The following is a 13,746-nucleotide window of genomic DNA, read 5'->3' on the forward strand; positions in this document are numbered from 1 at the left end:
CCAGAACACTTTTTCCACGAGCTTCTGGAGAAACTCATGACCCTTTCTAACCACGTTGCGGTTATCACCAGCGACGAACACGCCCTTATTGTCGCCAGCGACCTCGCTGATGACTTGCGCCGCGACAGCGCCCAACGCGACCGTGAACGGCGTCTGCCATTGCCCGAACTGGACGTGTTTTCCCGCTCCGGCCTGTGGGGCATCAGCGTGCCCAAGGCCTACGGTGGCGCGGGTGTGTCCAACGTGACCCTGGCCAAGGTCATCGCGCTGATTGCCCAGGCCGATGGCTCCTTGGGCCAGATCCCGCAGAACCATTTCTACGCCCTCGAAGTGCTGCGCGTAAACGGCAGCCCCGAACAGCAGCAGCGCCTGTACGCCGAGGTGCTGGCCGGCCAGCGCTTTGGCAACGCCTTGGCGGAACTGGGTACCAAGACCGCCCATGACCGCGTGACCAGCCTCACCCGCGACGGCGATGGTTTTCGCATCAATGGGCGCAAGTTCTACGCCACTGGCGCTATCTATGCGCAACGCATCCCCACCTCGGTGGTAGATGAAAATGGCATCCAGCAGCTGGCCTTCGTGCCCCGCGACAGCGCGGGCCTGACGGTAATCGACGACTGGAGCGGCTTCGGCCAGCGCACCACCGGCAGCGGCTCGGTGGTATTCGATAACGTATGGGTAGCGGCACAGGACGTGATCCCGTTCCAGAGCGCCTTCGAACGCCCGACCACCGTCGGCCCGCTGGCGCAGATCCTCCACGCGGCCATCGACACCGGCATTGCCCGCGCCGCCTTTGAAGACGCGCTGCACTTTGTGCGCACCAAGACCCGCCCGTGGATCGATTCCGGCAACGACAAAGCCACCGAAGACCCGCTGACCCTCAAAAGCTTCGGCCACCTGAGCATTCGCCTGCACGCTGCCGAGGCCTTGCTGGAGCGCTCTGGGGAATTCCTCGACCGCGCCCAGGCTGACAGCAATGCCCAGACCGTCGCCGCCGCGTCCATCGCCGTGGCCGAAGTGCGCGCCTTGAGCACCGAGATTTCCCTGGCTGCCGGCAGCACCTTGTTCGAACTGGCCGGCAGCCAGGCGACGCTCGCTGAACATGGCCTGGACCGCCACTGGCGCAACGCCCGGGTGCACACCCTGCACGACCCGGTGCGCTGGAAGTACCACGCCGTGGGCAACTACTACCTCAACGATGAAAACCCGCCGCTGCGGGGGACCATCTGATGAGCAAAAAGAAGATCCTGCTCAATGCCTTCAACATGAACTGCATCGGGCATATCAACCACGGCCTGTGGACTCACCCACGGGACAACTCAACCCAGTACAAGACCCTCGAATACTGGACCGAACTGGCGCAGATCCTCGAACGCGGGTTGTTCGATGGTTTGTTTATCGCCGACATCGTCGGTGTCTACGACGTGTATCAGAACTCGATTGACGTGCCGCTCAAGGAGTCGATCCAACTGCCGGTCAACGACCCGTTGCTGCTGGTCTCGGCCATGGCCGCCGTCACCCGCAACCTGGGTTTTGGCCTTACCGCCAACCTCACCTACGAGCCGCCCTATCTGTTCGCCCGGCGCATGTCCACGCTGGACCACCTGAGCCGTGGCCGGGTCGGCTGGAACATCGTCACCGGCTACCTCGACAGCGCTGCCAAGGCCATGGGCCTCTCTGAACAGGTCGAGCATGATCGGCGTTACGACCAGGCCGATGAGTACCTGCAGGTGCTGTACAAACTCTGGGAGGGCAGCTGGGAAGACGACGCGGTGCTCAACGATCCACAGGCGCGGGTGTATGCGCAACCGGGCAAGGTGCACAAAGTCGAACACCACGGCGAGTTCTATCAGGTAGAGGGTTATCACCTCTGCGAGCCGTCGCCGCAGCGTACGCCGGTGCTGTTCCAGGCCGGCAGTTCCGAGCGTGGGTTGCTGTTCGCCGGGCGGCATGCCGAGTGCGTGTTTATCAGCGGGCAGAACAAGGCCTCAACCAAAACTCAGGTGGATAAGGTGCGCGCCAGCGCGGTGGAGGCGGGGCGCAACCCGGACGATATTAAGGTGTTCATGGGCCTCAATGTGATCGTGGGCGCCACCGAAGAGTTGGCCTGGCGCAAGCATGCCGAGTACCTCAGCTACGCCAGCGCGGAAGCCGGTGTGGCGCATTTCTCGGCCTCGACGGCGATTGATTTCTCCCAATACGAACTGGACGAGCCCATCCAGTACGTAAAGAGCAACGCAATCCAGTCAGCCACCAAGCCCCTGCAAAACAACGACTGGACCCGGCGCAAATTGCTCGACCAGCACGCCCTGGGTGGGCGCTATATAACCTTGGTGGGCTCGCCTGAACAGGTGGCGGATGAACTGGAATCCTGGATCAGCGAAACCGGGCTGGATGGTTTCAACCTGACACGCATTGTCACGCCGGAGAGCTATGTGGATTTCATCGACTTGGTGATACCGGAGCTGCAGCGGCGTGGCTCGTACAAGACCGAGTATGCGCAGGGCACGTTGCGGGAAAAAGTCTTCCACGGCACCGCTCGCTTACCCGAACAACACACCGGCTCCAGCTACCGACACTGATCAAAAATGTGGGAGGGGGCTTGCTCCCGATAGCGGTGAATCAGTCACCGGATGGGTTTGCTGTCACACCGCTATCGGGAGCAAGTCGAATCGTCGCACCGCCCCTCCCACATTGGATCTCCATTGTTTGTGCCTATACCTTATGACTGGAAATTGATTATGAAAAAAACACTGCTCACCCACCCAGTCAAAGCACTGGCCCTGGCCTTCGGGTTGTTCAGCTCGGTAGTATTCGGCGCCGATGCGCCACTGAAAATCGGCACCACCGCCGCCTTCGCCATTCCCCTGGAAGCGGCCGTAGAAGAGGCCGGCAAACAAGGCCTGAAGGTCGAGCTGGTGGAGTTCACCGACTGGATCGCCCCCAACGTCAGCCTTGCCGCCGGTGATATCGACGTGAACTATTTCCAGCACATCCCCTTCCTGGAAAACGCCAAGGCCGCCGCCGGTTTTGATTTGGAGCCCTATGCGCCGGGCATCATCAATAACATCGGGCTGTACTCGAAAAAGTACAAAAGCATTAGCGATCTGCCCGAGGGCGCCAGCGTGGCGATTGCCAACGACCCCATCAACAGCGGTCGCGGCCTGCAACTGCTGGCCAAGGCCGGGCTGATCACCCTCAAGCCGGGCGTAGGCTACAAAGCCACCGAAGAAGACATCATCGCCAACCCGAAAAAGATCAAGATCCTGCAAGTGGAAGCGGTGCAACTGGTACGCGCCTATGACGATGCGGACTTGGTGCAGGGCTACCCGGCGTATATCCGCCTGTCCAAGACCTTCGATGCAGAGTCGGCGCTGCTGTTCGACGGCCTGGACCACCCGGAATACGTGATCCAGTTCGTCATCCAACCCAAGAGCAAAACCGACCCTCGGGTAATCAAGTTCGTCGACATCTACCAGCACTCGCCAGTGGTGCGTGCGGCGCTGGATAAATCCCTCGGCAAGCTCTACCAAGTCGGTTGGGAAGATAAAAAATGACCGCCGCCAACGCCCAACTGCGCGACCTGGGCCATGCGCCCAGGGACGCCGAGCAGACTGAACTGCACCCGGACCTCAACCGCGCCCACGTACGCTTTATCAACCTGGGCAAGACCTACGGCGGCACGGTACACGCCCTGCAAGGCATCGACCTGGCGATCCAGCGTGGCGAAGTGTTCGGCATCATCGGCCGCAGCGGCGCCGGTAAGTCATCGCTGATCCGCACCATCAATCGCCTGGAGCAACCCAGCAGTGGGCGGGTGCTGATTGATCAAGTCGACATCGGCGGCTTCGACGAGGACCACCTGGTGGCGCTGCGGCGGCGCATCGGCATGATCTTCCAGCACTTCAACCTGATGTCGGCCAAGACCGTATGGCAGAACGTCGAGTTGCCGCTCAAGGTTGCCGGCGTACCCAAGCCCCAACGTGAGCAAAAGGTGCGTGAGCTGTTGGAACTGGTGGGTTTGCAGGACAAGCACACCGCCTATCCGGCGCAGCTCTCTGGCGGGCAGAAACAGCGCGTTGGCATTGCCCGCGCGCTGGTGCACGACCCCGAGATTCTGCTGTGCGACGAAGCCACCTCGGCCCTCGACCCGGAAACCACCCAGTCGATCCTCGGCCTGCTGCGCGAGATCAACCAACGCCTGGGCCTGACCATCGTGCTGATCACCCATGAGATGGCGGTAATTCGCGAAATCTGCGACCGCGTGGTGGTGCTGGAACACGGGCGAATCGTCGAGCAAGGCCCGGTGTGGCAAGTGTTCGGCAACCCCCTGCATGAGGTCAGCAAGACCCTGCTCGCACCGCTGCAGCACGGCTTGCCGCCTGAATTGCAAAGCCGCCTGCAACCCACACAATCCCTGGCGGGCGCGGCGCTGGTGCTGCGCTTGCAGTTCACCGGCAGCGATAGCGATGAGCCGGACCTCGCCGCCTTGTTCAGCGCCCTCGGCGGACGCGTGCGTTTGCTGCAAGGCGGTGTGGAACGCATCCAGGGGCATGCCCTGGGGCAATTGCTGCTGGCGGTGAATGGCTCGCCGCACAACGCCGAAGAGCTGCGCAACCGCGCCAGCAATTGGGCGCAACAGGTGGAGGTGCTCGGTTATGTGGTTTGATCGTTTAGTGCAGGGCGCCATCGACACCCTGTTAATGGTCGGCGTGTCATCGCTGATCGCCTTGCTGGTAGGGATTCCCCTGGCGGTGTTCCTGGTCACCAGCGACAAGGGCGGCATCTATCAGGCGCCGGCCCTTAACCGCGTGCTGGGGGCGTTCGTGAACTTGTTCCGCTCCATTCCGTTCCTGATCCTGATGGTGGCGCTGATCCCCTTTACCCGGCTGATCGTCGGCACCACCTATGGCGTATGGGCGGCCGTGGTGCCGCTGACCATCGCCGCCACGCCGTTCTTTGCACGCATCGCCGAAGTCAGCCTGCGCGAAGTCGATCACGGCCTGATCGAAGCCGCGCAGGCCATGGGTTGCCGACGCTGGCACATCATCTGGCACGTGCTATTGCCCGAAGCGCTGCCGGGAATCGTCGGCGGCTTCACCATCACCCTGGTGACCATGATCAACTCATCGGCCATGGCCGGGGCGATTGGTGCCGGTGGGCTGGGCGACATTGCCTATCGCTATGGCTACCAGCGTTTTGATACGCAGATCATGCTGACGGTGATTGTGCTGCTGGTGGTCCTGGTGGCGGTGATCCAGTTGGGTGGTGATCGATTGGCGCGGGTGTTGAACAAGCGCTGAGGTATAGTTCACCAACCTCAGCCGCAGCCGTGCGCCATGCCATGAAACTTGCCCCCGAAGACCTCAACCAGATCACCACCACCACCCTCGGCCATTACAACAAGGTGGCCGAAGACTTCCGTGAAGGCACCCGCGATCACGATGTGAGCCAGAACATCGACGCGTTATTGCGGCACATTCAGGGCCCCGCGCCGTTTACCGTGTTGGATTTCGGCTGCGGGCCGGGCCGGGATTTGCAGACCTTCACCCGCATGGGGCATATCGCCGTGGGGCTGGATGGCTCCGAGCGTTTCGCGCAGATGGCGCGGGAGGACAGCGGCTGCGAGGTGCTGCAGCAGGACTTTCTCAAGCTGGACCTGCCCGCCGAGCGCTTCGATGGCGTGTTTGCCAATGCGGTGCTGTTTCATATTCCCAAGCAGGAACTGCCGCGGGTTCTCAAGCAGCTGCATGGCACGTTGAAGCCCGGGGGCGTGCTGTTCAGCTCCAACCCTCGGGGCGAAAACCAGGAAGGCTGGAATGGGCCGCGGTATGGGTCTTATCACGATCTGGAGGCGTGGCAGGCGCTGCTGATTGAGGCCGGGTTTGAAGAGCTGGAGCATTACTACCGCCCGGCCGGGGTGCCTCGGGAGCAGCAGCCTTGGTTGGCGAGTGTGTGGCGCCGGTCTTAAGTGATTTATTGCCTGGTCTGACGCTATCGGGAGCAAGCCCCCCTCCCACATTTAAATGTGGGAGGGGGGCTTGCTCCCGATGGTCTCAATGGCGTTGCTGATCTACCTGATACACCACCGGTTTTTCACCTTCCACCAGCGCTGTGACACTGCGCTCGGCATACCCTTCTTTTTCCATGGCCGAAAAGTTCGCCACCAACCGCGTGCCATCGGCGAACGTGGTTTGCTGCAGCTGTTTGTCCGCTGTCAGCCAACGAAAATCCGTCATCGCCTGGGTCGCCAAACGCTGGTGCAGTGGTCGGAAAAACCGGTCCTGGCGTTGAATCACCGGCAAGCGCGCCTTAAGCGTCTCCGCACTCAGGTGATACAGCGGCGGCACGTTATAGAGCAGTTGGGTCAACTCATTCTCAACCTGCACATTGCTCAATTTCAGGCTATCGAACAGCCAGTGATGAGTGGTGATCACCGAGCCGTGGAACACCGCCTGGTACAACGGCAGGCGCATGCTCGGCTCGAAATACACCGTGCGAAACGGCTCTTTCAATGGCACAGGTTTGAAAAACACCGTCGGTTGCTCCGGCGGGAACCAGTTGCCGACGTAATGGGGCGACTGCTTGTCCTGGGTCATGTCCCGATCCCCCCAGCCCATGACCGGCGTCTGCATACCGTGGGCAAACAGAATGCCCTGGGCAGTAGTGGCGTTGCCGTCTTCGGAGCCGGCCGGCACCTTGAGCACGCTGTTGAGCCAGCGGGACGCATCGATATTGCCCGCGGCGTTTTGCGCCTGGGTCATGGACGCTCCATCCCGGTAGCTGTCGAACAGCATGCCGGTGGCATAGGCGTCGAGGAACCAGGCGTTGAAGCCGGCCTTGGCCTGCACGGCCCGCACCCGCGCCTCCAGCAACGGTCGCACGCAGCGGGGGTCGGTGTAGTGACCGGACTGCTGGAAGCCGGTTTTCAGCTTGCCGTCCTTGAGCATGATTGCGCAGTTGCGGTAAGCCTGGTCGCCCTGGTGGGCCGTAGTCCAGTCCGGGTTCTCGGCCGCGGACAAAGCGGTTTCGTAGGAATCGTAGGGCGCGATCAGAAATCCCGCGTCGACACCGGCGCGAATCGCTTCGGGATGCCAGAGGCCGCCTTCCCAGCCTTCGCCCAGGGTCAGCAGCAGACGAGGCAGGCCGGCATCGCGCAGGCCTTGGATAGTCTTGCTGCCCCAGCTTTCAGGGCTGCCGCCCAAGGCTCCGGCGAATGCTGTCGCCAGCTCCTGGCGCAGTTCACCATAGCGGGCGGCGAGTCGCGTCATGTCCGGCTCCTCGACTTGCCACGCCTGGCGCGCCTGCTTGTTGATTGCGGCGTTAAGGCCACGCAACAGCGCCGCCTGCTCATAACGACTTAACGCCGTGGTCTGCGCCAGCACCTTGGCCGCTTCCTTATCAAACAGGGCAGCAAGCGCATGACCGCGTAGCCGCTCGACCAACTTCGGCCAATCACGCACATCGTCCAGCGCCAGCAGGTCATTGCCCCACAGGTAGGCATGGCTGGCGCCCAGCAGTTTTTCTGCCTCGGGGGTCTGGCGCAGCTTGTCCGCCAACGGCTCATATTTGCCCTGCTCTACCAGCCACTGGCGGTAGCGCTTGGCTCCGGCCAAGGGGTCGGCGTCGCCCAGGTGCAGACGTAGCGTCATCGGTGCGCTGGAGTCCAGCGTGGTGAACTCATGGGTCAGGGACAGCGCCAGGCCTTTGCCTTCCGCCTGCCATTGGAGGCGGTTGTTGTAGGGGTTGGTCAGCAGCCAGTTGAGGGTAAAGCTTCCATGATCCATGCCCCATAACGGCAGGCTCAGGTCCTGGGTGGTATTGAGCGCGCCCTGCTCCTGCAGGAAAGCCTGCCATATGGCATTGCCGGCGGGTACGTAATGCCCTTCGGCCAAGGGCCAGAGCAAGCCTTGGCCCATGGCTTCGGCGGGCTGGCGCAGCAGCGGCAACTCGCCAGGCTGACTGGCGTTGATGGTCAAGGCCAGGTCGCGTTGTTCAAGGCGTGCGGTCAGGCGATAGGCGCCGCTGTCCCATTGCCAGCTGGCCTGGTCGGAGCTGTTCTGCACTTGGCTGACGCTATGGGCAGTGACGCCGCTGGAGACGTTCACCGAGGCCTGGCCTGATGGCGTCACGCGCAGGGCCAGGGTGGCCGGGTCGAGCTCGATGCGCCAGAGGGTGTTTTCGAGCACGGTGGTGGCAAAGGTCGGCGGCGACAGCAGGAGCGCACAGAGCAGCACGGTGGAGCGCAGGCAAGACATAGGGATCGACCTGGGGGAGGGAAAGGCCAAGAGGGTAAGATATGCAGCGATTGGGCGGGGCGGCAAGCGGACTTTTCGGAAGCTTCCCACAGTTGTTCAAGCGCTATGAAGATCAAAATGTGGGAGGGGGCTTGCTCCCGATGGCGGTGGTTCAGTCAGTGCATCTGTGCCTGGCCCATCGCCATCGGGAGCAAGCCCCCTCCCACATTTTTAACCGTGTTGTTCCTGTTGCTCCTGCTTTGGTTCGCGGATCTTGTACCAGGCCACATACAGCGCCGGCAAAAACAGCAGCGTCAGCAAGGTGGCAATGATAATCCCGCCAATCATCGCGTAGGCCATCGGCCCCCAGAACACTTCGCGAGCGATGGGGATCATGCCCAGGCTCGCGGCAGCGGCCGTAAGCAGGATCGGTCGGCGCCGGTGTTCAGTTGCTTCCACCACGGCATCCCACGGCGTGTAACCGGCCACCTCATATTCGTGGATTTGCGTCACCAGGATCACCGAGTTACGAATGATGATGCCGATCAGCGCCAGGATACCCAGGATCGCCACAAAGCCCATGGGCGTGCCCGTGGGGATCAACGCCAGCACCACGCCGATCAGCCCCAGGGGCGCGACGCTCGCCACCAGGAACATCTTCTGCACGCTGTGCAACTGGATCATCAGGAAGGTGGCCATCAGGAACAGCATCAACGGCACTACCTTGGCGATAGGCCCCTGGGCCTTGCCGCTTTCTTCCACGGTGCCGCCGGTGGCAACTTTGTAGCCTACCGGCAAGTCAGCGCCGAATTTCTCGATGGTCGGCGCCAGTTGCTTGACCAGGTCCGTCGGCTGCATTTCATCGCGCACCGCAGCCTTGACGGTGATGGTCGGCTTACGGTCGCGTCGCCACACCAGCGGTTGCTCCAGCTCGTAACGCACGGTGGCGAACGCCAGCAGCGGAATCGAAGTGCCGTTGGGCGTAACGATCTGCAGGTTCTGCAAGGTTTCCGGGGTGCCACGCTCGGCATCTTCGGCGCGGCCGACCACATTGATCAGGTAGATATCGTCGTGCACCTGGGTCACCGACGCACCGCTGACCACGCTGTTCATCAACTGCGCCACGTCTTCCGACGACAGCCCCAGTTGCCGCGCCTTGTCCTGGGCAATGTCGACCCGCAGGACTTTGCCCGGCTCGTTCCAGTCGTAGATGATCTCGCCCAGGTGGGTGTTCTGGTCGAGCAAGGTCGCCAGCTCGATAGCATGCTTGCGCACCTGATCGATGTCTTTGCCGGACACGCGGTACTGGATCGGCCGCCCCACCGGCGGGCCCATTTCCAGCGGCTGCACATAGCTGCCGATGCCGACAAAATCATCGCGCAGGCGCTGTTGCAAGCGGGCGATCAACGCACCACGCTCTTCCAGGCCCTTGCTGACAATCACCAACTGCGCGTAGTAGGGGTTTTCCAACTGCTGGTCCAGCGGCAGGTAGAAACGGATCGCGCCCTGACCGATATAAGTGCTCCAGCGGGCTATGTCCGGATCGTCCTTGATAATCGCTTCAAGGCGATCGACGGCCTTGCGTGTCTCGTTGATCGAGGCGTTTTGCGGCAGGTTCAAATCAACGAGGATTTCCGGGCGATCCGATGACGGGAAGAACTGGTTCTGCACAAACTGCATGGAAAACACCGAGGCCGCAAACAGGCCCACAGTGATACCGATAGCCCACCAACGGTTGCGCATGGCCCACAGCATGCCGCCATTGAACGCACGACCGATGCGTCCGGGCTCAGCATTGTGCGGCTTCACATTGGCGCTGAGGATGTGCACACCGATCACCGGTGCAAACAGCACCGCCACCACCCACGACACCAGCATCGCCACGGCGATCACCGCGAACAGGGTAAAGGTGTACTCGCCCGCCGAACTGGCGTTGAGGCCAATCGGTACAAAACCGGCCACGGTCACCAGGGTACCGGTGAGCATCGGGAACGCGGTGGAGGTATAGGCGTAGGTCGCCGCCTGCTCCTTGGTTTCGCCTTTTTCCAGGCGCGTGATCATCATCTCGACGGTGATCATCGCATCGTCCACCAACAGGCCGAGGGCGATGATCAACGCACCGAGCGACACTCGCTGCATGGTGATGCCGCTGTATTCCATGAATACGAATACCAGCGCCAGCACCAGCGGAATCGAGCACGCCACCACCAGGCCGGCGCGCATACCCAGGCTGATAAAACTCACCACCAGCACGATGATCACCGCCTCGAACAGCGCGCTGGTAAAGCCACCGACGGCCTCTTCCACCACCTCGGCCTGGTCGGACACCTTGTGCACACCAACGCCCACCGGCAAGTCGGCGGTCAGCTCGTCCATGCGCTGGTGCAGGGCCTTGCCGAACGACTGGATATTGCCGCCCTTCTGCATCGCAATGGCCAAGCCGATGGCCGGCTTGCCGTTGAAGCGGAACATTGGCCGCGCCGGGTCGACATAGCCACGGCTGATGTCGGCGATATCCGCAAGCCGATAGAAACGGTCATTGAGGCGCAGGTTGACGTCAGCCAGGTCCTTCTCAGAGGCGAACTGCCCTGAGGTGCGCACCGATATGCGCTCCGGCCCGGCCTCGATCACCCCGGCCGGGGTTACGGCGTTCTGCGATTGCAGGCTTTGCACGACCTGGCGCTGGTCGATCCCCAATGCGGCAAGTTTGCGCGTGGAGAAATTCAGGTAGATCACTTCGTCCTGCTGGCCGATCATCTCGACCTTGCCCAGCCCCGGCACTGAGCGGATCTCGGCGCGCACCTGCTCCACGTAGTCGCGCAACTGGCGCATCGACAGGCCGTCACCGGTAAAGGCATACACCGAACCGAATACATCACCAAACTCGTCGTTGAACGACGGTCCCTGCAAGCCTTGGGGGAAGGTGCCGCGGATGTCATCGATCTTCTTGCGCACCTGGTACCAGATGTCGGGGATGGCATTGGCGCTGGTGGTGTCCTTGAGGAACACGAACACCGTCGATTCGCCGGGCCGGGTGTAGCTTTTCACATAGTCGAGGGAGTCCAGCTCTTCGAGTTTTTTCTCGATGCGGTCAGTGACCTGCTTGAGGGTTTCTTCCTGGGTCGCGCCCGGCCAGCGGGTCTGGATGACCATGGTCTTGATGGTGAACGAGGGGTCTTCCTCGCGGCCCAGGTTCATGTATGAAAACACGCCCATCAGCAGCGCGACGAACATCAGATACCACACGAAGGACTGATGCTTGAGGGCCCAGTCGGATAAGTTGAAACTCCCTTTCATCGCGAACTGCCCTCGTCGATTTTGACTTTTTGCCCGGGTTTCAGGCTGTTCACGCCGGCGGTGACAATGCGCTCGCCGGGTTTGACGCTGCCGTTGAGCAAGACACTGTTGCCGCTACGGCTAAGGACGCTGACCTCACGGGGCTGCACAGTCTGGCTCTGGGTATCAAGCATCCAGATGCGGGTCTTGCCGTCGTCTTCCTGCAGGGCGCTCAGGGGCAGTTCGATGCGCGGGGCAATGGCGGTGCTCAAGGTCACGCTGATCGCGGTGCCGAGGCGGAACGCGGGCGGTGTTTCGGCCAGGCTCAGGCGTGCGCGGCGAGTGCGCGTGGCGCTCTGGGCCTGGGGTTCGATCTCGCGCACGACGGCGGTGGTATGCACGCTGGGGTCCAGTTGCCCGGCGACCAGGAACACCACATCTGCCGGCAGGCGCTCGGCCAGGCCGGCGGGAAGGTCGATCACCGCTTCCTTGATGTCCGGGCGCGCCAGGGTCACCACTTGCTGGCCGGCACTGACCACCTGGCCGGCCTCGGCATTCCAGGCGGTGACGATGCCGGCGTGGTCGGTACGCAGCTCGGCGTAGTTGAGTTGATCCTTGGCCTGGTTGACCGAAGCACGGGCCTGGTCGAGGGTCGCCTGGGTGGTTTTCAGGTCGGTCTGGGCTACGTCCAGCTGGGCCTGGGCGCCCACGCCCCGATTGAACAGCTCCTGCTGACGGCGCGCATTGGCCTGGGCATTGATGAACTGCGCCTGCACGCGGGCCAGGTCGCCCTGGGCGGCGCGCAATTGGTTCTGCTGGTCGGTGGGGTCGAGCACGGCAAGCAAGGCGCCCTTCTCGACTTCGGCGCCCACATCCACGGCGCGGCGCGCGATGCGACCGGACACGCGAAAGCCCAGGTTGCTTTCGTAGCGGGCCTGGATGGTGCCGGCGAAGCGGCCGAGGTGTTCCTGGTCCTCTGCCTTCACTTCCATGGACAGCACCGGGCGTATTGGTTCGGGCGGTGCTTCTTCCTTGGAGCAGGCCATCAGCAACAGGCTCGTGGCGACGATAACCGTCAGTTGCTTCATGGCTGGGCTCCTTGCTGGGCGATCTCGACCTGCATGCCGGGGTGCAGCAATTGACCACCGGCCACCACGACTTTTTCCCCGCCCTTGAGACCGTCGCCAATGATCACTTTGCCGGTGAGGTAGCGCGCCACCGTGACCTTGTGCAGTTGCGCCTTGCCGTCGCCGTCGATCAGCCACACGGCGGGTTCGCTGAGGTCTTTGGTCAACGCGGCCCAAGGCAGCTCGATGCTGGCCTTGGCCGGGCCGTTGGCCGTGGCACTCACCACCGACCCCAGCTCCATACCCTTGGGCAGACTTTGCAGGGCAACCTTCACTTGGAGGGTGCCAGTATTGGCGGCCACGGCAGGGGTCACTTCACGGACCTTGCCCACAGCCTTGATGCTTGGGTTATCCAGCAGGCTGACGGTGATCGGCGCATCCGACGGCGGCTCCACCAGCAGCGACTCATAGACGTTGAACACTGCATCACGCTCACCATCCCGGGCCAGACTGAAGATCGGCACCGTGGCTTGTACCACCTGGCCGACTTCGGCCTGGCGCGCTGTAATAACCCCCGGCGCATCGGCGACCAACGCGGTGTAGCCCAACTGTTCGCGGGCATTGGCCAGTTGCGCCTGGGCAGCGGCCAGGGCGCTTTGGCTGCTGCGCAACGCAGCCTGGGCGGCGTCGTATTCGCTGCGACTGGTGTAGCCCTTGGGCAAGAGTTTTTCCTGGCGCACAAAGGCGGCGGCGGTCTGCTTGACCCGCGCCTGTTCGGCCACGACCTGGGCCTGGGCGGAATCGACATTGGTCTGCAAATCCTTGGGATCGAGCTTGGCCAGCACTTGCTTGGCGCTCACCCGGTCGCCCACATCCACCATGCGCTGGATGATCTTGCCGCCCACGCGAAAGGACAGGTCGGTCTGCACCCGCGCCTGGATATCCCCGGTGAGTGTCACCGCTGCGGCGAAATCCGCCGACTGTACAGTTTGTACAAACACCCGGGAATGCTGCTTGGGCTCGGCTTTGTCTTGGCCACAGCCGCTCAGCAGCGCCAGGAGGCCAAGGCTGAAAATAAATGTCGAAGTACGACCGCCCATGCAGGCTCCTTTTGCGCGACGCAAGGTACAAGTGTGTATGCGACTGTGAGCTTAGATCAGGGTTCC

Annotated in this window: 10 protein-coding genes; 6 read left to right on the top strand and 4 right to left on the bottom strand. The window is 62.3% G+C overall.

Annotation, left to right across the window (positions count from 1 at the left end):
- Positions 1–36: 36 nt before the first annotated feature.
- The 6 genes from ASD70_RS19730 (at position 37) to ASD70_RS19755 (ending at position 5,971) form a co-directional block, all read left to right on the top strand.
- A complete protein-coding gene (locus ASD70_RS19730) occupies positions 37–1,230 on the top strand; it encodes an SfnB family sulfur acquisition oxidoreductase (protein WP_056847223.1) in 1,194 nt (397 codons plus the stop codon).
- The gene (locus tag ASD70_RS19735; protein WP_056847224.1) at positions 1,230–2,582 is read left to right on the top strand and encodes an LLM class flavin-dependent oxidoreductase; all 1,353 of its coding nucleotides are present in this window, start codon (positions 1,230–1,232) and stop codon (positions 2,580–2,582) included. The genes ASD70_RS19730 and ASD70_RS19735 overlap by 1 nt, the downstream gene beginning before the upstream one ends.
- 159 nt (positions 2,583–2,741) lie before the next feature.
- On the top strand, positions 2,742–3,557 hold the full coding sequence (locus ASD70_RS19740; protein WP_056847225.1) for a MetQ/NlpA family ABC transporter substrate-binding protein: 816 nt from the start codon (positions 2,742–2,744) through the stop codon (positions 3,555–3,557).
- Positions 3,554–4,669, top strand: a complete 1,116-nt coding sequence (locus tag ASD70_RS19745; protein ID WP_046070402.1) for a methionine ABC transporter ATP-binding protein — start codon at positions 3,554–3,556, stop codon at positions 4,667–4,669. Before ASD70_RS19740 ends, ASD70_RS19745 begins: the two co-directional genes overlap by 4 nt.
- The gene (locus ASD70_RS19750) at positions 4,659–5,303 is read left to right on the top strand and encodes a methionine ABC transporter permease (RefSeq protein ID WP_034117212.1); all 645 of its coding nucleotides are present in this window, start codon (positions 4,659–4,661) and stop codon (positions 5,301–5,303) included. Before ASD70_RS19745 ends, ASD70_RS19750 begins: the two co-directional genes overlap by 11 nt.
- A gap of 41 nt (positions 5,304–5,344) precedes the next feature.
- Positions 5,345–5,971 (top strand): class I SAM-dependent methyltransferase, encoded by a 627-nt coding sequence (locus ASD70_RS19755; RefSeq protein WP_046070401.1) that lies wholly within the window; start codon positions 5,345–5,347, stop codon positions 5,969–5,971.
- Between the two features lie 85 nt (positions 5,972–6,056).
- On the opposite strand, the gene ASD70_RS19760 is transcribed toward ASD70_RS19755, so the two are convergent.
- The 4 genes from ASD70_RS19760 to ASD70_RS19775 all read right to left on the bottom strand — a co-directional run bounded on the left by ASD70_RS19760 (position 6,057) and on the right by ASD70_RS19775 (position 13,680).
- A complete protein-coding gene (locus ASD70_RS19760) occupies positions 6,057–8,258 on the bottom strand; it encodes a glycoside hydrolase (protein ID WP_056847226.1) in 2,202 nt (733 codons plus the stop codon).
- Positions 8,259–8,468: 210 nt separating this feature from the next.
- A complete protein-coding gene (locus ASD70_RS19765) occupies positions 8,469–11,534 on the bottom strand; it encodes an efflux RND transporter permease subunit (protein ID WP_056847227.1) in 3,066 nt (1,021 codons plus the stop codon).
- Positions 11,531–12,601, bottom strand: coding sequence for an efflux RND transporter periplasmic adaptor subunit (locus ASD70_RS19770; protein ID WP_046070398.1), 1,071 nt, complete (start codon positions 12,599–12,601; stop codon positions 11,531–11,533). Before ASD70_RS19770 ends, ASD70_RS19765 begins: the two co-directional genes overlap by 4 nt.
- Positions 12,598–13,680, bottom strand: a complete 1,083-nt coding sequence (locus tag ASD70_RS19775; protein WP_056847228.1) for an efflux RND transporter periplasmic adaptor subunit — start codon at positions 13,678–13,680, stop codon at positions 12,598–12,600. Before ASD70_RS19775 ends, ASD70_RS19770 begins: the two co-directional genes overlap by 4 nt.
- Between the last annotated feature and the right edge of the window lie 66 nt (positions 13,681–13,746).

The organism is Pseudomonas sp. Root569, assembly GCF_001427465.1.
In the GTDB taxonomy this organism is placed as follows: domain Bacteria; phylum Pseudomonadota; class Gammaproteobacteria; order Pseudomonadales; family Pseudomonadaceae; genus Aquipseudomonas; species Aquipseudomonas synxantha.